This is a genomic window from Listeria innocua (assembly GCF_028596125.1).
GTDB lineage: Bacteria > Bacillota > Bacilli > Lactobacillales > Listeriaceae > Listeria > Listeria innocua.
Genome location: NZ_CP117229.1, coordinates 2,404,778 through 2,425,539 on the forward strand (window position 1 = coordinate 2,404,778; position 20,762 = coordinate 2,425,539).

The window sequence follows — 20,762 nt, forward strand, 5'->3', positions numbered from 1 at the left end:
TTATCATTCTTAGCTTTCAACCGCAAAACGAAAAGCTGTTTTCGATTTAAATGGTTGATCTGGTCTTAAAATGATATTGCCGAATCCTTCATGATTAATCGCATCCACCAATCCTTGTGTTTCCATCGTGATACCCGCATATTTCGGTACTGGTTTGTTTTGAATAGAAAAGTTGCCAGCTAGACTATTAGCCGTGTAAATTAACACGGAGTCCGCTTCTGTTTCCATTTCTACTCGCCGCCCCGACTGGGTATCAAGCAACACCGCATCAGGTCGCCCGTTTTCATGTTTTAGAATAAAGGCATGATCCAGTCCACCACCAACTAGTTTTATTTGTTGGTCTTGACTCCTAGTAATCTCAGCAATTTCACGACCCGCTCGCAAGTCAAAAATAGTATTTTCTGTCGGCGCGATGGCTCCAGTTGGCAAAGATTCATTATTTATTGGCAGAAACGCCTCACTACTTACCCAAAGATGGTGCGATACCACATCTGTACCAGCCTCGCCTGTTAAATTAAAATAAATATGATTGCTTGGATTATAAATAGTTGGTTTGTCCGTTTTTGCTTCATAGTGAATTAGCCATTCGTTCTTATTATTCAGTGTATAAGTCATTGTAGCATCAATATTTCCGGGATAGCCATTTTCGCCGTCTGCCATGTGGTATGTAAACGTCATAATCACTTCATCTAAGTTCTCTTCGACCGAAACATCCCAAAGCTTTTTACTAAAATTAAGCTTCCCGCCATGACGATGGTTAGCGCCTTCATTTTGCGTTAATTGAAATTTTTTACCGTCCAAAGAAAATTGACCTTTAGTGATACGCCCAGCCACCGGACCAAGTGTTGCACCGAAGTACGGCGAATATGCTAAATAATCCTCTAAATTCGAAAATCCTAGACTAATATTAGCAAATTCACCAAATTTATCTTTTGTTTCAATAGAAGTAACAATTGCGCCATAATTTAAAACGCTCATTTTCATCCCATGGTCATTTATTAACGTCCATTGCCATACATCATTTTCTTCCAACCGTCCAAAATGTTCTTTTAATACTTTGATATAAACCACATTCTTTCGTAGTTATTAATAGCCATTTGGATGTGACACGTGCCAGTTCCAAGCAGTAGCAATAATATCTTTTACATCCGTATACGTTGGTTGCCAGCCAAGGATTTCACGCGCTTTATCGCTAGAAGCAACAAGCGTCCCTGGGTCACCAGCCCGGCGCGGTACCACTTCAGCTGGAATTTCTTTACCAGTTACAATTCGAGCTGCTTCAAGCATTTCTTTCACTGAAAAGCCATTGCTGCTGCCGAGGTTGAAAATATTACTTTCTCCACCTTTTTTCAAATATTCAAGCGCGCGGATATGCGCATCAATTAAATCTTCTACTTGGACATAATCACGAATACATGTACCATCAGGTGTATTATAATCATCACCATAAATTGCTAATTTTTCTCGTTGACCAAGAGCAACTTGTAAAATAATCGGTACTAAGTGAGTTTCTGGTTTATGATCCTCACCAATTGATCCATCCGCTTTAGCACCAGCGACATTAAAATAACGTAACGCGACAAACTTCATTCCGTAAGCTTTATCGCACCATTTCATCATTTTTTCCATAATTAGCTTTGTCTCACCGTAAGTGCTTTCTGGACTTGTCGGCATATCTTCTGTGATTGGAACTCGCTCTGGTTCCCCGTATGTCGCAGCACTAGAAGAAAATACAATATGTTTAACGCCAAATTGTTCCATAACTTCTAAAAGAACTTGCGTACCGTAAACATTATTATTCAAATATTCTAAAGGAACTTCCATTGATTCACCAACAAGCGAACTCGCGGCGAAATGAATCACACTATCAATAGATTCTTTTTCAAAAACAGTACTTAAAAAAGCTTTATCCCGGATATCACCTTCATAAAATTTTGCTTTTTTGTGAATAGATTCCTTATGACCTGTCCTTAAATTATCTACCACAACTACCTCATAACCTCGATTAATCAGCTCATCTACAGCATGAGAACCAATATAGCCCGCTCCACCAAGTACAACAATACTCATCATTTATCTCTCCTAACTAGTCTTTGTATTTCATTTTACACTACCCAGGTCAAGGTAGTCACGCAAAAAAATGGACCTAAGATAAATAATCTTTAGATCCATTTTTGTTTTTTTATTATTTAGCTGCTTCTGCTTCCAAAGCTTCTTTTAATTCTTCTACATATTTTTGCGCATTTTGTCCAGCAAGTCCGCCATCGCCTGTAGCTGTAACGATTTGGCGTAAGCTTTTCGCACGTACATCCCCTGCTGCAAAAATACCAGGAAGATTCGTACGCATTTCTTCGTCTGTTACGATATATCCTTCTTCATCAGTAATACCTAAACTTAAAAATGCTTTCGTAAGTGGTACAAGACCAACATAGATGAAGACACCATCAACTGGCATAATTGATTCAGAACCGTCAACAGTAGAAACGAGTTTGACGCTAGTAACTTTTTTGCCATCGCCAATAATTTCTTCTACCGTGTTATTCCAAATAAAATCAACTTTTTCATCTTTAAAAGCACGATCTTGTAGAATTTGTTGTGCACGTAATTTATCACGACGGTGTACAATTGTTACTTTATCTGCATAACGAGTTAAATAAGTTCCTTCTTCAACTGCCGAGTCACCGCCACCAACAACGACTAATTCTCGATTTTTAAAGAATGCTCCATCACAAACTGCACAGTAAGAAACGCCGCGTCCGCTAAGCTCTTCTTCACCAGCTGCGCCAAGTTTACGGTGTTCAGCTCCAGTTGCAATAATAATCGCACGGGCTTTATACGTTTTTGATCCTGCTGTTACAGTTTTAAATTCTTTGCCGTCAATTACTTCTTTAATATCACCATAAGCGTACTCAGCGCCGAATTGTTTCGCCCCGCTAAGCATCTTGTCGGATAAATCTGGTCCTAAAATACTGTCAAAGCCAGGGTAATTTTCTACCTCTGCTGTATTTACCATTTGTCCGCCTGGTACACCACGTTCAATCATTAATGTATCTAAATCTGCACGGGAAGTATATAAAGCCGCTGTCATTCCAGCAGGTCCCGCCCCAATAATAATCACATCATAAATTTTTTCTTCACTAGCCATCCTTTTGCCCTCCTCATTAATGTGTATACAATAGTTAGTCTAAATTAATCCTAATACGGAATAGCAAAAAGGTCTATTTATCTGCTCAGAAATTGTTCAATATCTCTTGCACACTTGCTACATTCAAATTCATCTACTGAAGCGAGTTTCATTTCAGGTAAAAATATTTTTGCAATCGCGCTAGCAACCGTTTCAATCGTATAGCGACCAAGAATGAGCTCTTTTCTATTTTCCATCAAGACTAATGAAAAAATCGTTTCGTATAAAGGAAGATTTTCTTCATTTAACAAAAGTCCATTTTCCCGTAAAATAGTCATTGCTTTCATAATTAAGTAGCAGTTCTGTTCTACGTTCCCATCTGGAAAATAATCAAAATCGGTAAACATCAAGTGCTCCATATACGACCAACTACTCATATCAAGCAGTGGATGAAACAGGACAAATTCCGGTCGATTTCCCGAGACTGTCATCGCGTAGACTCCAAGAAGATGCGTCATATCACTTTCCGCTTGAAGCATTTCTAAAACTAAACGAGTATCATTGGTTAAATCCGCCTCTTGCTCCCAAGGAAATCTAGTATCTTCATATAAATCGCACTCTAAAAAGGAATGCCAAAACATTTTAGCCTCTTCAACTTCATCTAAATAATATGCTGATTTCGCGCGATAATAATAGTATTTACTACGCTCCGTAACTTCCAAATCCGCCACTTGTTCAAGTAAATCATCTGCTTCTTCGTAGTCGCCCATCATCGCATGAATTAAGCCGATTTTTTCTTTATGATGCGAGAGAACTGGCAAAACATCCCGCAACTCCGAGTAAAGTGAGTCAGCTTCTTCCCGATTACCTTTATAAAAATGATAAATAAACAAGTCACATAAACCCAATAAATTCCCCGGGTTTCTTGCAATTAAATCACTTAATACCTTAACGCCTTCCTCTTCTTTTAATTGCTCAAAATAAAGGGCAGCTAGCTGATTATAGGCAGGCCAAAAGTTCGGTTTCTCATCAATCACTTTTTTCAAAATATCACATGCAGAAGCACTATCTTCTTCCGCTAAATAACGATTAATTTCTTTCTTATATGAATAAAATTCCTGTTCTAATTTAGAAAAACCATTTTCAATTGTTTCACCAAATGGCGTTTCTTCGAGTAATACTTCAATTAAATCTTTAGCTTCTTCGGCATAGTCTCCATCAGCTGCTATTTCTAAATAACGACTTGCATATTGAAGCGCCCTACGATAATCTTTCATATAAGCAAAATTATTGGCTATAAAATAATAGCAGTATTCCATATTACCAAGACGTTTTTCCATTATCTCTCTTAGTAATTGATTTGATTTATGAAATTGACCGATCTCCGTATAGCAAATTGCTAATTGACAAAGTATCACTGGCTCTCCAGGTTCAAGTTCTGACGCTCGTACTAGATAACGAATCGCTTCTTTGATTCTTTGCTCACGAAACGCCTCTACTCCACGCTCAAAATAAAATTGACCATTTGGATAAAATGGATAAATTTTTGCAGTTGTTTTTTTGTCTTTTTCCATTTTCCCACCTCCAACAATATCCTTATTCTTCTGAGTATAACATAGAATTTATTTCTTTGGGCAAGAAAAAAAGCTACTCTGATTTCACTCAAAAGCAGCTTTTTCTTTTATTACTAAAGGATTTCCATATGCAAAACTTTCTGGCGGAACATCCTTCGAAACGACTGCCCCAGCAGCAACAATCGCACCGTCTCCTATTTCGATTCCAGGAAGAATGGTTACATTTGCCCCAACCATCACATTCTTACCAATAACGACTTCTCCAACATGATACTCAGACAACAAATATTCATGAGTTAAAATTGTCGTATGATAGCCAATAATAGAATTTTCTCCAATCGTAATCTTCTCAGGAAAAAATAAATCCGGCATAACTTTATAGGCAATAGCAGTTTTCTTACCAATTTTCATTCCAAGACAAGCACGGTAAATATTACGTTTACCACCCATCCAAGGAAAAAAACGTCCAAATTCAACTACTACAGTATTCTTTACGACTTTCCAAAAAGAAATGGTTTTATAAACCTGGAAAAGCGTGTTGACTTTCTCATCCGGCGCCTTAAACCTATTCAGCCGTCTCAAAATTTATTCCTCGTCCCTTACAATAGCAAGCAGGTCACTCATTTTTTCTAACATAAAGTCTGGTTGGAACTGCGCCAAATGTTCTGGACCTTTAATCGCCCATGCTACTCCAGCAGTTAACGTTTCCGCATTTTTCCCAGCTTCAATGTCATGATAATTATCACCAATCATAATGGCTTCTTCCTTCGTTGCATTTAGCAGAGAAAGAGCCATCTCAATACCTTCTGGATCTGGTTTCGCATTAGATACTTGATCTAACCCAATCACCACTTGGAAAAATTTATCCAAGCCAGTCACTTTAAGACCTCGCATAATCGTATCGTACATTTTCGTCGATACAATTCCTAGTTTATAATCTTCTTCATACAAAGCTCGAATCGCTTCATACACTCCATCATACTCTAAAATTAAATCATCATGATGTTTCAAGTTATATTCCCGGTAAAACACACGCATTTCTTCCGCATGTGCTGGATTTATTTCCCGAAACGTTTCCATTAGTGAAGGACCGATAAACGGTAAAATATCTTCTCTTGTAAAAACGCGGTCAGGTAAGAATTCTTGTAATGTTGCTTGGAAAGTTTTAATAATCAACTCATTCGTATTTATCAGTGTCCCATCTAAGTCAAATAACAATGTAGTAATTTTCCCAGTCATAATTTCTTCCTTTCTTATACAAACTCGAAAAGCTTCAACTTTTTATTTCTTTTTAGCTACTTTACCCAATTTATCTTCCATATAATACGGCGGATTCATTTTCACGCGACGATAAATAATTAAACCAATGGATAACACAATTAGCAGTAAAGATAAAACCTGTGAAACTCTAAAGTCGCCCCACATTAAACTATCTGTTCGCATTCCTTCGATAAAGAATCTTCCGAACGAGTACCAAATTACATAACTAAGAAAAAGTTCCCCGCTACGTATCTTGGTCCGACGAATAATTAATAACACGATAAAACCAAGAACATTCCATAAACTCTCGTATAAGAATGTCGGCTGATAATAAGCACCATCTATGTACATCTGGTTGATAATAAATTCTGGCAAATGTAAGCCCTCAAGAAATGCTCGAGTCGTTTCCGCCCCATGAGCTTCTTGGTTCATAAAATTACCCCAACGACCAATAGCCTGAGCAATAATCAAACTAGGTGCAACAACATCCGCAAGTTTCCAAAACGAAATTTTCTTAATCCGCGAGAAAATGACTGCAGTTAGCACGGCACCAATTAACGCACCATAAATCGCGATTCCACCATGCCAAATCTTCACTATTTCGCCTAAATTATTCTTATAAAAATCCCACTCAAAAATAACATAATAAATCCGAGCACTAATAATCGAAATTGGAATCGCCCATATTAGTAAATCCACAATAATTTCTTTGTCCATTTTACGTTTATTTGCTTCACTAAGCGCAAGAAGTAACGCAATTACAACAGCTGAAGCGATAATAACTCCGTACCATTTTACGGAAATACTACCAATTTGAATCGCCACCGGATCAAGTGGCTGAACACCATTACCCATAATTCCCCTACTTTCAAAAAAAGACAACTCCGCAACCAAACAAGATTATCGTACTGTTTGTTTAGGCTGCGGAGAACTTTTCTCTATTTATTTAATCATTCATGCTACTATTATGACCTATTAAATTGTTTAGGTCTTGTGTAAATTGTTCTGCCGCATTGTAGCCCATATTTTTCAAACGGAAATTCATTGCTGCTACTTCTATAATAACAGATAAATTTCGCCCTGGACGAACAGGAACAGTAATTTTTGGAATGTCCATATCAAAGATTTTAGTCTTCTCTTGGTCCAACCCAACGCGATCATAATGCTTATCTGGATCCCAGTTTTCAAGGTGCACAACGATAGTAATTTTTTTACTGGAACGTACAGCTCCTGCTCCAAATAAAGTCATTACATTAATAATTCCGAGGCCTCGAATCTCTAGTAAATGCTCGATAATTGCTGGCGATGAACCGATGAGCGTCATTTCATCTTCTTGACGAATTTCTACATTATCATCTGCTACGAGTCTATGTCCACGTTTTACAAGTTCGAGCGCTGTTTCACTCTTACCAACACCACTACTACCTGTAATTAAAACGCCAAGTCCGTAAATATCTACTAAAACACCATGCATTGAGATAACAGGTGCCAATCTGCTTTCTAAATAGTTCGTAATATAAACGGATAAACGCGTAGTCTTTAAGCGCGAACGAAGAACTGGAATATCTGCTTCTTTCGCTGCTGCTACTAATTCTTTCGGCACTTCTAAATTTCGAGAAATCACAAAAGCAGGCGTCCGTTTCGTACACATTTGCTTATATCTTTTAAGTCGTTCTTCCGGCTCCATACCTTCTGAAAAAGAAATTTCCGTCATTCCAAAAAGCTGCACACGGTCTTCTGGATAATACGAGAAAAATCCAGTAAGTTCCAAACCAGGCCGAGATAAATCACTTGTTAAAATTGGTCTTTCAAGTCCCGTTTCTGAACAAATTAGCTCTAAATTAAGTCGTTCCTTTAAATCCTTTACCGTAACCGATTTTGTCATGCAAGTACCTCCAAATGAATTATAAAAGTCCATTACTGTTCGCTACAAAATATTGTTTAGAAAGCTCCTTATCATTTTAGCACTTTAGAGAGAATCAAGCTACCTCTTTCTTCCCAAATGGCTCTACACAGCAAAACCAGCTACATTTAAAAGGCCGTTTGAAGCCTAAAAATGTAACTGGAATGTTTAATTTTCTTTATTACCCCATAAAACGGAATTAATAATCATGTTTGCAAAAGCCATAATTGCTGCAATAATCAACGCTGTACCAAAACCATCAATTTGGAAAGAATCTCCAATAAAGAAAGTAGTCATTTCAAGCATAATTGCATTAATCACAAAGGTGAAAAGCCCAAGTGTAAATATATTAATCGGTAAAGTTAAAAGGAGTAAAATAGGTCTAATTAGCATATTAAGAATTGCTAATATAAAACTCGCTAGTAGCGCCGTCGTGAATCCATCTACGTGGAAACTTGTAAAGAATCCAGATAATGCTACAAAAAGCACCGAGTTAATGATTACGCCTATAATCCAACGCATATTTTAGTTCACTCCCATTCTGATTCAGGTGTTGCTTTTGGCATAATAATCGCAGCTAGAATATAAAGTAAAATCCCAGTACCTAAGAATAGAACTGCTCCAGCCCAAATTAGACGAATGATTGTTACTTCAATACCAAAGTATTCTGCAAGCCCACCACAAACACCAGCAAACATTTTTTGTGATGAAGATTTATATAACTTTCTCATTGTTTTCCCTTCCTTTCATTTTATTAAACGTTCTTTGTTTCGAGTTCAGAAACTTTGATAATTCCATTTCCTACTTTCGCTTGAAGTGTTGCCATACTTATCTCTTCTGCATTTTGAGTGAAAACAAAAGTTCTTTCTGCGTCATCCCAAATTTTTGCATTTTTTAAGTCGAAGTAAATTTTTTCTTTTTTCGTTCCGAGTGTTCCATCAACATTCCATGTTGGCGGGATTTGAATCCGAATATCGCCATTTGGTGCTTCTAAATCTGCAGCTGAGGAAGTTTCATTTTCGAGAATATATTCAACATCCCCTTGAGCCGCCTTAGCAATTGTTGTATGGAAATTACCTTGAAGAGCAATGTCTCCTTTAGCAGTAGACATATCTACATTTTCAACAGAGCTACGTTTGAAGAAAATTTCACCGTCTTTGGATTCCGTGCTGAGGAATTTACCACTAGCTCCTGAAGAACGAATATCACCGTGACGTGTTTTGATAATAGCATCTTCTGCAGCTGTATCATCATATTTCAAATTACCATTAAGTAATTGAATTTTTACTTGTTCATATAAACGTTTTGGAATAGTAACAACTAAATCTGTTTTTAGTAATTCATTTTTTGATTCAAAAGTGAAACTATCTGGTGAAATGTCTAGCATTGTTTGGCTAAAGAAGTAATCCCAGAGTTTTTCTTCACTTAATTGACGAATGGAGCGTGCTTTTTCGTGTACAGCTAGTACGGCACGAATTTTCATTTGATCTTTGTCCCAAGAACGGATAATAACATCCCCAGTAGCTACTCTTATTGTAAAAGAGCGGAAAGTTGCATCGTCAAAATTGAATTCTCGCACTGGACGAGGACGAGCTTCTTTTCTTCTTGCTCCGTGATGGATTGGTTCTGGTCTAACTGGTTTTTGTCTGTTGTGATGACGGCTATTTCTCATCGCTTCTCGCACTTCCTGTCTCGCTTCATTACGGTCGGCGTGGCGTCTTCTTTTTTCATCAACGCGGCGACGGTGCCGTTCAAGTACTTCCTCATTACTTGTATCAGAAGAAGGAATCACAAACAAGGCAACGATGTAAGCAATAATCGCAATACCGGTTTTCATCGTAATAATCGTGATGATAATATAGATAAGGCGTAGAAGTGTGGCATCTATTCCTAGAAATTCGGCTAGTCCGCCAAAAACACCGCCGACTTTCCGGTCCACTCTTGATCTTCTTAATTTTTTATCCATGTTAGCTCTTCCTTTCTTATTTCTATGTAAAATCTAGCGCGCTTTCTCCGCGCTAGATTTCAATTAATTATTTTGCATCACGAATCTTAACGGAACCTGTAGTTGCTTCTGCTTCGATTTTTAGTGAAGAATCAGCTGCTGTTGGTAGTTTAGTAAATACAATTGATTTACTTACTGATTCAGTTTTTGATTGAAGTACTTCTGCATCTTTTAAGTCTAAATATAGTTTTCCCAGGTTTGTATGGAAGCGACCATCTACACCAATAGTTGTTGGTACGATTACTTCGATATTACCGGCACCCGTTTTAGCTTTTAAGAAAGTAGCTTCATTACCAGTTAGCTGATAATTAACGTTACCATTTTTAGTTTGCAAGTTTGTTGAGTAATAATTACCTTTTACTGCCACATTACCGTTAAATGTTTTAAGTGCTACATCACGGATTTCACCATTTTGGATACGTACATTCCCATTAATTGATTCAATTTCAGCTAAAGTAGCATTTAGTGTACCAATGCTAACATTACCATTTGTTGTTTTTACAAATAAATCGCGGCCTGATAATTCATCCATGTGGAAATTACCATTCAGCATTTTTACAGAAACATAATCATACTCACGACGAGGCAAGTACACAGTTAAATTCGTAACGATTTGTTTCGATGTTGATTCAAAACGCAATGTTTCTTCATCTACACGTAAAGTCGTTTTATCAAAAAAGATTTTAAGTGCTTCATCTTCTGGATATTCTTTGAAAAGTTTAATCATCGCGTGAACTTTAATATCATTTGAGTCGGATGGTTTAAATTCAACATTACCATTAGCAATTTCAAATTCTAAAATTGAAAGCGTTGTGTCGTGGTAAATGAAATCACGTTCAATCTTAGTAGATGTAAGAAATGGAAACGGCATATCTTTTACTTGTTTAAACGCGCTGTTTAGGAAAGAACCGATCTTTTCACCAGCTTGTGATAAGTCATTGACCATATTGCGCATGGAGTCTTCACGGTCTTTAGAAGAATTTTCATTTTCTTCTTGGTGCTCATGGTTTTCTGGAGTTGGTTCTGGGCGTCTCTTACGGCTTTTCGGAGCAGTGTAAGGATTTCCTTCATTGTTCCAACCTTTGCTATAATCATACGTTGGTTCTTCTTCCGGTTCTTCAACACGTTCTTCTCTTGGTGCTGTAGAACGACGGATATTTTCTTTTGCTGCGGATTTACCTTCTTTTTTAGAAATATTTTCAAGTAGGGTAAGGGCCTCTTCAGTAGAAATGATACCTTGTTTCACTAATTCGAGAATACGTTTACGTTCATTTTCCATTTTCATTTCCTCCTAATTTTTCGGTTTAGCTATTTTAGGCTTGCTTCATGTGCAAGTAATCTATCTGTTTTATCTATGACTCTATTATGAAGGAAAAAATAATTTCTGTCATACAACCAGAGGATGATTATTTGTTTAGACTTTGGGTGGTTTGGTCTTCGGCACAAGAAAAAAATCCCGCTTATTAAAATATAAGCGGGATTTAGATTTATTTTTTCTTAGCTGTTGCAATACGTTCTTCTGTGCGTTCTTTGTCACGTTCTAAAATTGGTTTTAAGTATTTGCCTGTGTATGATTTTTTAGAACGCGCGATTTTTTCTGGTGTGCCAGTTGCGATAATTTGACCGCCGCCATCGCCACCTTCTGGACCTAAGTCAATCAAGTAGTCAGCTTGTTTAATAACATCTAAATTATGTTCAATAACAAGAACTGTATCGCCGTTTTCTTCTACAAGTCTTTGTAATACTTTTAGTAAACGGCCGATGTCATCTGCATGGAGTCCAGTGGTTGGTTCATCAAGGATGTAGAATGATTTACCGTTGCTGCGTTTATGAAGTTCGGACGCTAGTTTCACACGTTGCGCCTCACCGCCAGAAAGAGTTGTTGCAGGTTGACCGAGACGAATATAGCCCAGTCCCACATCGACAATGGTTTGCAGTTTGCGAGCAATTCGCGGTTGGTTAGTGAAATATTCTAACCCTTCTTCCACAGTCATTTCTAGCACTTCGGCAATGTTTTTCCCTTTGTAGCGAATATCCAAAGTTTCGCCATTATAGCGTTTACCATGACAAACTTCGCAAGGTACATAAACATCTGGTAAAAAGTGCATTTCGATTTTTATGATTCCATCGCCCTTACATGCCTCACAACGACCGCCTTTTACGTTGAAACTGAAACGGCCTTTTTTGTAACCACGGACTTTGGCTTCATTAGTACTCGCGAATAGATCACGAATATCATCAAACGCGCCAGTATATGTTGCTGGATTAGATCTTGGTGTTCTACCGATTGGAGATTGATCGATATTGATGATTTTTTCTAGGTTTTCGATTCCTTTTATTTCTTTATGTTCACCTGGTTTGGCGTGATTTCGATTAAGCTTTCTCGCTAGCGCTTTTCTTAGTACTTCATTGACTAGTGAGCTTTTTCCGGAACCGGATACCCCAGTCACACATGAAAAAGTAGCTAGTGGTATTTTGGCATTTACATTTTTTAAGTTGTTTGCTTTAGCTCCGACGATTTCTAATTCAAGTCCGTTTCCTTTTCTTCTTTTGGCAGGAACAGGAATGAATTTTTTGCCAGAAAGATAATCCCCGGTGATAGAGTTTTTGTTCTTCGCCACTTCTTCTGGCGTTCCGGCTGCAACAATTCGCCCGCCATGTTCTCCAGCACCTGGACCAATATCAATCAGATAATCTGCTGCCATCATTGTGTCTTCATCATGTTCCACGACAATAAGCGTATTTCCAATATCTCGCATACTTTGAAGTGTGTTGATCAATCGATCGTTATCACGCTGATGAAGTCCAATGGAAGGCTCATCAAGAATGTAAAGTACGCCAGTCAATCTCGAACCAATTTGGGTTGCTAGTCGAATTCGCTGTGCTTCTCCTCCTGATAAAGTTCCAGCAGCACGGCTCATTGTTAAATAATCAAGCCCAACATTTTTTAAGAACCCTAGTCTAGCTCGCACTTCTTTGAAAATTGGCGCCGCGATTTGCGTTTCTTTTTCTGAAAGCTCTAGGCTATCAAAGAAATCAAGAGCTTCATTGATGGAAAACTCGCTAATTTGCCCTATGTGATGATTGTTCACTTTGACAGAAAGTGTTTCTTCTTTAAGACGATATCCTTTACAAGATGGGCAAGGTAAATCCGTCATATACTGCGCCATTTGATCGCGAGTGAAATCTGAATTAGTTTCACGGTAACGACGTTCGATGTTTGGCAGAATTCCTTCAAACGGAATCCAAGTTTCTCGTGTCATACCAAAATCATTTTTGTATTCAAAGTAAAATTCTTTGTCTTTTGAACCATTTAAAACAATATCTAATGCTTCTTTCGAAAGTTCTTCTATCGGTGTATCCATATCAATTCCAAATTCTTTACAAGCAGAAGCTAGCATTTGTGGATAATATTGTGAACTAATTGGTCTCCACGGAACAATTGCGCCTTCATTTAATGTTAAACTTCTATCCGGAATAACCGTGTCCACGTCTACTTCTAATTTTGTTCCAAGTCCATCACAAGTAGGACAAGCACCAAACGGGCTATTAAATGAAAACATTCTTGGCTCTAATTCACCAACCGAAAAACCACAATAAGGACATGCATAATGTTCGCTAAATAGTAATTCTTTATCACCCATAATTTCCACTACTGCGTATCCATCAGCCAGGCGTAGAGCAGCTTCAATAGAATCATATAGTCGAGTATTTATGCCTTCTTTAATGACAATACGATCGATTATAATTTCGATAGAATGTTTTTTGTTTTTTTCGATTTCGATTTCGTCGTTAATATCGTATATTTCTCCATCAACCCGAATACGTACGTAGCCTTCTTTTTTAATTTCTTCAATTGTTTTCTTATGTGTTCCTTTTTTACCAGAAACTATAGGCGCCATAATTTGAATACGTGTTTTTTCTGGGTATTCGAGCACACGGTCTACCATTTGTTCGATTGTTTGGGAAGTGATTTCAATGCCGTGGTTTGGACACACTGGATGCCCCACTCGTGCATAGAGTAAACGCAAGTAATCATGTATTTCTGTAACTGTCCCAACGGTAGATCGCGGATTACGGCTAGTAGTTTTCTGATCGATAGAAATAGCTGGGCTTAACCCTTCAATTAAATCTACATCCGGTTTATCCATTTGACCTAAAAATTGGCGAGCATAAGCAGACAAAGACTCTACATAACGTCTTTGTCCTTCTGCATAAATTGTATCAAAAGCTAGCGAAGATTTTCCTGAACCAGAAAGCCCGGTCATCACTACTAATTTATCTCTTGGAATCTCTACATCAATGTTTTTTAAATTATGGGCTCTTGCACCTTGAATGACTATTTTTTCTTTATCCAATTCCGCTTCATCCTTCCGCTTTTATTTCCAGTAAAGCATCACGAAGTTCAGCTGCACGTTCGAAATCAAGTGCTTTGGCTGCTTCTTTCATCTCGTGTTCCATACCTTCAATGAAAATATCTCGTTCTTTCTTAGACATTTTACTTAAATCATGTTGTTTTATTGCTTCTCGTTCATCTGCGGCAGAAGTTGCTGCGATAATGCCACGAATTTCTTTTCTAATTGTTTTTGGTGTGATGCCATGTTTTTCGTTATATTCAATTTGGATTTTACGACGACGTTCAGTTTCACTAATCGAATTGCGCATGGAATCTGTCATTTTATCTGCGTACATAATTACTCGTCCATTTTCATTACGGGCAGCTCGTCCCATCGTTTGGATTAAGGAACGTTCTGAACGTAAGAAACCTTCTTTATCGGCATCTAAAATTGCTACCAAGGACACCTCTGGTAAATCGATTCCTTCACGGAGTAAGTTAATCCCAACAATAACATCGTATACCCCTAATCGAAGGTCACGAATAATTTCAATTCGCTCTAATGTTTTTACCTCAGAATGTAAATATTGAACTTTTACGCCGGCTTCTTTTAGGTAATTCGTCAAATCCTCCGACATTTTTTTCGTTAAAGTAGTGATTAGAACTCGTTCGTTCTTCTCAACTCGATCATTGATTTCATCCATTAAATCATCTATCTGACCTTGGATAGGACGTATTTCGACAATTGGATCTAGTAGTCCGGTAGGTCGAATGATTTGTTCAATTACATCTGGATTCTTTTCTAATTCGTATGGGCCTGGGGTTGCAGAGATAAACATAATTTGATTAATATGCTTTTCAAATTCTTCTAATCGAAGTGGACGGTTATCAAGTGCGCTTGGCAACCTAAAACCATGATCGACTAGCATTTGCTTTCTGGCTTGGTCCCCGTTGAACATGCCACGAATTTGAGGCATCGTTACATGTGATTCATCAATAACTATTTGGAAATCATCTGGGAAATAATCTAGCAATGTATATGGAGTTACTCCCGCTGGACGTAGTGATAAATGTCTTGAATAGTTTTCAATACCTGAACAATAACCCATTTCTTCCATCATTTCTATATCGTAATTGGTTCTCTGTTCAAGACGCTGTGCTTCCAGTAGTTTATTTTCTGCTCTTAAGACTTTAAGGCGGTCTTCAAGTTCTGCTTTTATATTAACAATTGCTTTTTTCATAATATCTGGTCTAGTAACAAAGTGAGATGCTGGGAAAATAGAAACGTGTTCTCTGTCGCCTATGATTTCTCCAGTAAGGGCATCTACTTCCCTAATACGTTCAATTTCGTCGCCAAAAAATTCAATTCTCATACAGTGTTCATCTCTAGATGCCGGGAAAATTTCGACCACATCTCCGCGGACACGAAAACGACCGCGCTGAAAATCAATATCATTTCGGTCATATTGAATATCAACCAGCTTGCGTAACAATTGGTCTCGGCTAATCTCCATGCCTACCCGAAGCGAAACTAGCATTTCTCCGTATTCGACCGGCGAACCTAAACCATAAATACAAGATACACTGGCGATAATAATTACATCTCTACGTTCAAAAAGTGCTGCTGTAGCGGAGTGACGAAGCTTATCTATTTCGTCATTGATACTAGCGTCTTTTTCAATGTAGGTATCACTCTGCGGTACATAAGCTTCTGGCTGGTAATAATCATAGTAACTAACAAAGTATTCCACTGCATTATTCGGGAAAAACTCTTTGAATTCACTATATAATTGTCCCGCTAGCGTCTTATTATGTGCCATAACAAGAGTTGGTTTATTTACTTCTTGAATTACATTAGATACAGTAAAAGTTTTCCCTGTACCGGTTGCCCCAAGTAAGGTTTGGTGTTTTAAGCCTTTTTTTAATCCCGCAACTAATTGTTCTATTGCTCTAGGTTGGTCTCCTTGTGGGCTATACTTAGAAACTAACTCAAATTTATCCTTCAACTCGGATTCCCCCATTCCTTATCGGTCCGATTCTGGCATCTAAAAGCTTTAACTGTAAAATATCCAGCAAAGCAAAAAGCGGATTTTTCAGATCCGTTAATGTTTCTATTTTATCATAAATATTTTAATTAGCCTAGCAAAAACCGAACATATTTTCGTATTCATTTGAAAATAAAAAACGCAACCTGTTGATTACGCTTTTCTTTATTTTATCACTTTTAGAGTATTCTACCTATCTATTTGCTCTTTAAAAGTCACTGCCGCTTTTCTTTAAACGTCGTAACATGTATGTGGCTACGACAAAACCAATTGTCATCGAAAAGGCGTCTATCGTGATTAGCCAAAACGAACTTGTGTAACCCAATTTGGCAGAAGCGGCTATCAAAACCACCATAAGCACTAAGGCGACATAACGGTTATACGTGATGCGCGCAAAGAGAATGACAAGCAGACAAGGGAAAATAAGTGCAGATATAATTTGATCCATCTTACTTCCCTCCCCAATTTTTTACTCGTCACGCAATGCTTTTGTCGTTATTTCTGTAGTAAGTTGTGGTAATTCCGTCTTTTCAATACCTTTTTCAGCAAGCATATCTGGTAAAATTTCTTTTAAAAAGTATTTTACACTGGCCATTTCTCGGTATTCATAAATAGTCGCAAGTGCTTCACTATAAATTTCAACAAAAATGTTTTCTGGATTACCTTTTTGGATCTCGCCAAAGGACTCATATAACAAGTCTACTTTATCAGATATAGCGAGAATTTTCCCTTCTAACGTACTGTCTTTCCCTTCTTTTAACAAGTGTCGATAAATCGGTTGGAAAGTTGCTGGTATCTCGCGGCTAATAAAATTTTTAGTCATGCTTTCTTCCACTTCAGAGAGCATTTCTCTTAGTTCTGTCGTTGCGTATTTTACAGGTGTTTTAATGTCACCAATAAAAAGCTCTGAATAGTCATGATTCAACGCTTTTTCATATAAAGCACGCCAATTAACCTCATTGCCCGCATCTTCTTCTACAGCTCCAAAAAACTGTGCAATAGAAGTAACCTTGTAAGAGTGTTCTGCAACCGAATGCTCTTGATATTTAAATTTTCCCGGGCAACGATAAATGTTCTCTAAATCCGATAAACTTTGGAAATATTGATGAATTCCCATACTATCACTCCATTCTTCGTTTTATTCCTCTCTTTTTTGTTTTTTATTGGCAGGATTAGTATTTTCGATTTCGCGCATCATTAATGCTGCACAGTAACCAATTAGAGCGATCATTGCTGCGGAATAGGTTCTAAAATTATCTGTAGCAAAAATAAAAATAATTGCTGAAAACAGAAGTGTCGTTAATATTCCCCAACTAAAAAGTTTCGTACCTCGTGCTGTTCCTACTTTCATATGCGAATATATTCCTACATAACATACCAACTGAATAATAATAAATTGTGCAACCGACAAACCAATAACTGCCGCAAGATTGCTATTCCAAATAACTGCTAAAATAGAAATAATAACCATGACAACTATTCCCGCAATGACGATAAATTTTTGTACTGGCGATAATTTGCTCAAAATGTTTCCTCCAAATTTTTATTTGTTAACTACTTTATCATAATCTCTCATTATTTGGCATAAAAAACACCCATCATTCCTAAAAAGGTTTTCTGAGCGCTTGTTGTTAGTGATGGTGCACGTGGCGAATTGCTTGGGTCAGTAATTCTAATACGTGATTATCATCTTGCATATAATAAATTGTAGTGCCTTCACGTCTTGATTTCACAAGCCTTAAGTTTTTTAAAAAACGGAGCTGGTGTGAAACCGTTGTTTGATTAAAAGTCAGCGTTCGCGCAATTTCATTCACAGAGTATTCTCGCTCTTGAAGCAGGTTTAAAATTTGAACACGTGTCGGATCAGAAAGCGCCTTGAAAATTTGCGTTACACTAAAAAGCGTCTCTTCATCTAAAGTTTGTTTTGCGTTTTCCATCAGAATCACCTCATTCTTCATATATGGTCATATATTCATATGATACTTAAATAGGAATGATTCCGCAAGTTTAACTACCTCTTCATTCAAAAATGATTAAATATGAGCAAAAAAGTAATATTCTCTCTTAAAATGATACAATTTCTTTATAACAACGAAAGGAGTATTGGAGGATAGCTAAGGTTTTAAATATTTGAGAAGTTATTTAAACCGCCTAACACACACCAAAAAGAGCCCGATTAACCTGTGGAAAGGAAAATCGGGCTTTTTTTATCTATTTAAATCTTCAATTTCACCGCTCTTCAAGTAAACAATCCATTCACAAACATTCGTCACATAATCACCAATGCGTTCAATATATTGAGAAACTAAAAGTAATTGCGATACATCTTCAATGTGCTCAGGTTCTTCTTGCATAAAATTAATACATTTTTGATAAACGATTTTATGCAGTTTATCTACTTCATTGTCGCGTGCTGCTATTTCACGAGCAGCCTCATCATCTTCCGAAAGATATGCTTTTAAGACATCTTGCAGCATTGATTTTACAATTTCACCCATTTCTGGAATTTCAGGAATCGGCTTTAAAACTTTACTTTCGCCAATTAAAATAGCTGTTTTGGCAATACTTACTGCGTGATCACCAATACGTTCTAAATCTGAACTTGTTTTGAGCACGGTAACGATTTTCCGTAAATCCATACCGACTGGTTGTTGCAAAGCGATTAACTCAAAAGAGCGTTGTTCCAGTGAGAGCTCCATATTATTAATTGCCTTATCTTCTGCGACTACTTGTTTAGCAAGCTCCGTGTCACGATGTACGAGTGATTTTACTGCTTTAAAAATCGCTTCATTCGCAAGCATTCCCATTTCCATTAGATGTTGATGCAAGTCGTTTAACTGTTCTGTGAAAATTTTTCTGACTACCATAATAACACTCCTTTATCCAAATCTTCCTGAAATATAGTCTTCAGTTTCTTTTTCTGCTGGGTTGGTAAAAATACTTGTCGTATCCGCGAATTCCACGATGCGGCCATTAAGGAAAAAGGCTGTTTCATCCGAAATCCGGGATGCCTGTTGCATATTGTGCGTCACAATTACAATCGTATAGTCTTTCTTTAATTCTAAAATCAAATCTTCTACTTTCGCTGTCGAAATCGGATCTAGTGCAGAAGTCGGCTCATCCATCAAGATAACATCCGGTTTAACTGCAAGCACGCGTGCGATACAAAGTCGTTGCTGCTGCCCACCTGACATGCCAATTGCCGAACGATCTAATCTATCATGAACTTCTTCCCAAAGAGCCGCCTGACGCAAACTTCTCTCAACAATCTCATCTAACACTTTTTTATCTTTTATACCGTGCATCCGTGGACCATAAGCTACATTATCATAAATTGAAAATGGAAATGGATTGGCTTGTTGAAAGACCATACCCACTTTTTTTCGTAAATTAACCATATCAATTTTCGGATCTTGGACATTTTCTCCGCCAATATGGATTTCGCCAGTTGTTTTTACATTTGGAATTAAATCATTCATCCGATTAAGCGTTCTTAGAAAAGTAGATTTTCCGCATCCCGACGGCCCAATTAATGCGGTAACTTGATTCTTTTTAATATTTAAAGCGATTTTTTGTAGTGCTTGTTTGGAACCATAAAATAAATCTACGTCTTTTGTTTCAATAATGTACTCTACTTTTTCAGCAGTTTCGGTTGTCATAAAAAAGCTCCTTTCTAGCCAAAGTTACCAGAAATATAGTCTTCGGTTTGTTTTTCTTGTGGATTCGTAAATAGTTCGGATGTTCCTGAGAATTCCACGACTTCTCCTAGATAAAAGAAAGAAGTGTAGTCTGAAACCCGTGCTGCCTGTTGCATATTGTGCGTTACGATAATAATGGTATATTTATTTTTCAATTCATTGATTAAATCTTCAATTTTACTTGTGGAAATTGGGTCTAGCGCTGAAGCAGGTTCATCAAGTAGCAATACTTTAGGCTGCATTGCTACAGCTCTAGCGATACAAAGCCGTTGTTGCTGTCCACCGGAAAGTGATAGCGCACTTTTTCCTAAATCGTCTTTTACTTCGTCCCAAAGAGCGGCACGGCGCAAGCTTTTTTCAACCCGCTCCATAATTTCTTTTTTGTTTTTCATCCCATGGCGTTTAAGTCCAAAAGCAACATTTTCATAGATGGATTTCGTGAATGGGTTTGGCTTTTGGAATACCATGCCTATTTCTTTACGAACATTGTATAAATCGACTTCTTTGCGGTTAATATTAATGCCGTCGTATAAAATTTGTCCTTCCATACGGCAACCGTCAATTTCATCATTCATCCGATTTAATGCTCTTAAATAAGTTGATTTCCCGCAACCAGATGGTCCGATTAAAGCTGTTACTTTATTTTCTGGAAAGGTTAAATCAACACCTTTAATTGCGTGATTATCTCCATAATATACGTGCAAATCCTCTGTCGCCATCGCAGCAGGAAGTGAGTGAGGATCTGGTGTAGTTTGTAAAATTGTATTAATTTCAGGTTTCTTCGTTAACATCATTTAAAATCTCCTTTTCCTGGCTT

21 protein-coding genes are annotated in these 20,762 nt (G+C 37.5%); all 21 read right to left on the bottom strand.

Annotated elements, in window-relative coordinates:
* Positions 1–9 precede the first annotated feature (9 nt).
* On the bottom strand, positions 10–1,071 hold the full coding sequence (locus PQQ29_RS12530) for an aldose epimerase family protein (protein WP_010991303.1): 1,062 nt from the start codon (positions 1,069–1,071) through the stop codon (positions 10–12).
* Positions 1,072–1,086: 15 nt separating this feature from the next.
* Complete coding sequence (gene galE / locus PQQ29_RS12535) at positions 1,087–2,070, bottom strand: UDP-glucose 4-epimerase GalE (RefSeq protein WP_041918407.1); 984 nt, start codon at positions 2,068–2,070, stop codon at positions 1,087–1,089.
* A gap of 115 nt (positions 2,071–2,185) precedes the next feature.
* Positions 2,186–3,145 carry a thioredoxin-disulfide reductase gene (gene trxB / locus PQQ29_RS12540; RefSeq protein ID WP_003772358.1) on the bottom strand — a complete coding sequence of 320 codons (960 nt, stop codon included), beginning with the start codon at positions 3,143–3,145 and terminating at the stop codon, positions 2,186–2,188.
* Between the two features lie 77 nt (positions 3,146–3,222).
* The gene (locus tag PQQ29_RS12545) at positions 3,223–4,698 is read right to left on the bottom strand and encodes a tetratricopeptide repeat protein (RefSeq protein ID WP_010991305.1); all 1,476 of its coding nucleotides are present in this window, start codon (positions 4,696–4,698) and stop codon (positions 3,223–3,225) included.
* Between the two features lie 84 nt (positions 4,699–4,782).
* Positions 4,783–5,280 (bottom strand): acyltransferase, encoded by a 498-nt coding sequence (locus PQQ29_RS12550; RefSeq protein WP_003772356.1) that lies wholly within the window; start codon positions 5,278–5,280, stop codon positions 4,783–4,785.
* A gap of 3 nt (positions 5,281–5,283) precedes the next feature.
* Complete coding sequence (gene ppaX / locus PQQ29_RS12555; RefSeq protein ID WP_003763908.1) at positions 5,284–5,937, bottom strand: pyrophosphatase PpaX; 654 nt, start codon at positions 5,935–5,937, stop codon at positions 5,284–5,286.
* Positions 5,938–5,979: 42 nt separating this feature from the next.
* On the bottom strand, positions 5,980–6,813 hold the full coding sequence (gene lgt, locus PQQ29_RS12560) for a prolipoprotein diacylglyceryl transferase (protein ID WP_003772355.1): 834 nt from the start codon (positions 6,811–6,813) through the stop codon (positions 5,980–5,982).
* Positions 6,814–6,904: 91 nt separating this feature from the next.
* Positions 6,905–7,843: an HPr(Ser) kinase/phosphatase gene (gene hprK / locus PQQ29_RS12565; RefSeq protein ID WP_003763911.1), complete on the bottom strand. Its 939-nt coding sequence runs from the start codon at positions 7,841–7,843 to the stop codon at positions 6,905–6,907.
* A 186-nt stretch (positions 7,844–8,029) separates the two neighbouring features.
* Positions 8,030–8,383: a phage holin family protein gene (locus tag PQQ29_RS12570; protein WP_003763913.1), complete on the bottom strand. Its 354-nt coding sequence runs from the start codon at positions 8,381–8,383 to the stop codon at positions 8,030–8,032.
* A gap of 8 nt (positions 8,384–8,391) precedes the next feature.
* Positions 8,392–8,592: a PspC domain-containing protein gene (locus PQQ29_RS12575; protein ID WP_003772354.1), complete on the bottom strand. Its 201-nt coding sequence runs from the start codon at positions 8,590–8,592 to the stop codon at positions 8,392–8,394.
* Positions 8,593–8,615: 23 nt separating this feature from the next.
* Positions 8,616–9,827, bottom strand: coding sequence for a DUF4097 family beta strand repeat-containing protein (locus tag PQQ29_RS12580; protein ID WP_010991307.1), 1,212 nt, complete (start codon positions 9,825–9,827; stop codon positions 8,616–8,618).
* Positions 9,828–9,894: 67 nt separating this feature from the next.
* Positions 9,895–11,145 (bottom strand): DUF4097 family beta strand repeat-containing protein, encoded by a 1,251-nt coding sequence (locus PQQ29_RS12585; RefSeq protein WP_010991308.1) that lies wholly within the window; start codon positions 11,143–11,145, stop codon positions 9,895–9,897.
* A gap of 208 nt (positions 11,146–11,353) precedes the next feature.
* The gene (uvrA, locus tag PQQ29_RS12590) at positions 11,354–14,224 is read right to left on the bottom strand and encodes an excinuclease ABC subunit UvrA (protein WP_010991309.1); all 2,871 of its coding nucleotides are present in this window, start codon (positions 14,222–14,224) and stop codon (positions 11,354–11,356) included.
* A gap of 7 nt (positions 14,225–14,231) precedes the next feature.
* The gene (gene uvrB, locus PQQ29_RS12595; RefSeq protein ID WP_010991310.1) at positions 14,232–16,208 is read right to left on the bottom strand and encodes an excinuclease ABC subunit UvrB; all 1,977 of its coding nucleotides are present in this window, start codon (positions 16,206–16,208) and stop codon (positions 14,232–14,234) included.
* A 247-nt stretch (positions 16,209–16,455) separates the two neighbouring features.
* The gene (locus tag PQQ29_RS12600) at positions 16,456–16,695 is read right to left on the bottom strand and encodes a CsbA family protein (RefSeq protein WP_003763924.1); all 240 of its coding nucleotides are present in this window, start codon (positions 16,693–16,695) and stop codon (positions 16,456–16,458) included.
* Between the two features lie 21 nt (positions 16,696–16,716).
* On the bottom strand, positions 16,717–17,364 hold the full coding sequence (locus PQQ29_RS12605; protein ID WP_003768317.1) for an HD domain-containing protein: 648 nt from the start codon (positions 17,362–17,364) through the stop codon (positions 16,717–16,719).
* A gap of 21 nt (positions 17,365–17,385) precedes the next feature.
* Entirely contained in the window at positions 17,386–17,772 is a 387-nt protein-coding gene (locus PQQ29_RS12610) for a hypothetical protein (protein WP_003763927.1), read from the bottom strand.
* Between the two features lie 106 nt (positions 17,773–17,878).
* Positions 17,879–18,184 carry an ArsR/SmtB family transcription factor gene (locus PQQ29_RS12615; protein WP_010991311.1) on the bottom strand — a complete coding sequence of 102 codons (306 nt, stop codon included), beginning with the start codon at positions 18,182–18,184 and terminating at the stop codon, positions 17,879–17,881.
* 270 nt (positions 18,185–18,454) lie between these two features.
* Positions 18,455–19,114 (bottom strand): phosphate signaling complex protein PhoU, encoded by a 660-nt coding sequence (gene phoU, locus PQQ29_RS12620; RefSeq protein ID WP_003772348.1) that lies wholly within the window; start codon positions 19,112–19,114, stop codon positions 18,455–18,457.
* Positions 19,115–19,126: 12 nt separating this feature from the next.
* Positions 19,127–19,906, bottom strand: coding sequence for a phosphate ABC transporter ATP-binding protein PstB (gene pstB, locus PQQ29_RS12625; protein WP_003722628.1), 780 nt, complete (start codon positions 19,904–19,906; stop codon positions 19,127–19,129).
* A 14-nt stretch (positions 19,907–19,920) separates the two neighbouring features.
* Entirely contained in the window at positions 19,921–20,736 is an 816-nt protein-coding gene (gene pstB / locus PQQ29_RS12630; RefSeq protein WP_003763935.1) for a phosphate ABC transporter ATP-binding protein PstB, read from the bottom strand.
* Positions 20,737–20,762 lie beyond the last annotated feature (26 nt).

What these genes read in the sequence shown, in the direction of transcription:
- PQQ29_RS12580 (WP_010991307.1), bottom strand. Translation starts at nt 9,827, where the DNA reads ATGGATAAAAAATTAAGAAGATCAAGAGTGGACCGGAAAGTCGGCGGT.
- PQQ29_RS12545 (WP_010991305.1), bottom strand. Translation starts at nt 4,698, where the DNA reads ATGGAAAAAGACAAAAAAACAACTGCAAAAATTTATCCATTTTATCCA.
- hprK (WP_003763911.1), bottom strand. Translation starts at nt 7,843, where the DNA reads ATGACAAAATCGGTTACGGTAAAGGATTTAAAGGAACGACTTAATTTA.
- PQQ29_RS12585 (WP_010991308.1), bottom strand. Translation starts at nt 11,145, where the DNA reads ATGGAAAATGAACGTAAACGTATTCTCGAATTAGTGAAACAAGGTATC.
- trxB (WP_003772358.1), bottom strand. Translation starts at nt 3,145, where the DNA reads ATGGCTAGTGAAGAAAAAATTTATGATGTGATTATTATTGGGGCGGGA.
- pstB (WP_003722628.1), bottom strand. Translation starts at nt 19,906, where the DNA reads ATGACAACCGAAACTGCTGAAAAAGTAGAGTACATTATTGAAACAAAA.
- PQQ29_RS12605 (WP_003768317.1), bottom strand. Translation starts at nt 17,364, where the DNA reads ATGGGAATTCATCAATATTTCCAAAGTTTATCGGATTTAGAGAACATT.
- phoU (WP_003772348.1), bottom strand. Translation starts at nt 19,114, where the DNA reads ATGGTAGTCAGAAAAATTTTCACAGAACAGTTAAACGACTTGCATCAA.
- PQQ29_RS12575 (WP_003772354.1), bottom strand. Translation starts at nt 8,592, where the DNA reads ATGAGAAAGTTATATAAATCTTCATCACAAAAAATGTTTGCTGGTGTT.
- pstB (WP_003763935.1), bottom strand. Translation starts at nt 20,736, where the DNA reads ATGTTAACGAAGAAACCTGAAATTAATACAATTTTACAAACTACACCA.
- lgt (WP_003772355.1), bottom strand. Translation starts at nt 6,813, where the DNA reads ATGGGTAATGGTGTTCAGCCACTTGATCCGGTGGCGATTCAAATTGGT.
- PQQ29_RS12615 (WP_010991311.1), bottom strand. Translation starts at nt 18,184, where the DNA reads ATGGAAAACGCAAAACAAACTTTAGATGAAGAGACGCTTTTTAGTGTA.
- PQQ29_RS12570 (WP_003763913.1), bottom strand. Translation starts at nt 8,383, where the DNA reads ATGCGTTGGATTATAGGCGTAATCATTAACTCGGTGCTTTTTGTAGCA.
- galE (WP_041918407.1), bottom strand. Translation starts at nt 2,070, where the DNA reads ATGAGTATTGTTGTACTTGGTGGAGCGGGCTATATTGGTTCTCATGCT.
- ppaX (WP_003763908.1), bottom strand. Translation starts at nt 5,937, where the DNA reads ATGACTGGGAAAATTACTACATTGTTATTTGACTTAGATGGGACACTG.
- PQQ29_RS12600 (WP_003763924.1), bottom strand. Translation starts at nt 16,695, where the DNA reads ATGGATCAAATTATATCTGCACTTATTTTCCCTTGTCTGCTTGTCATT.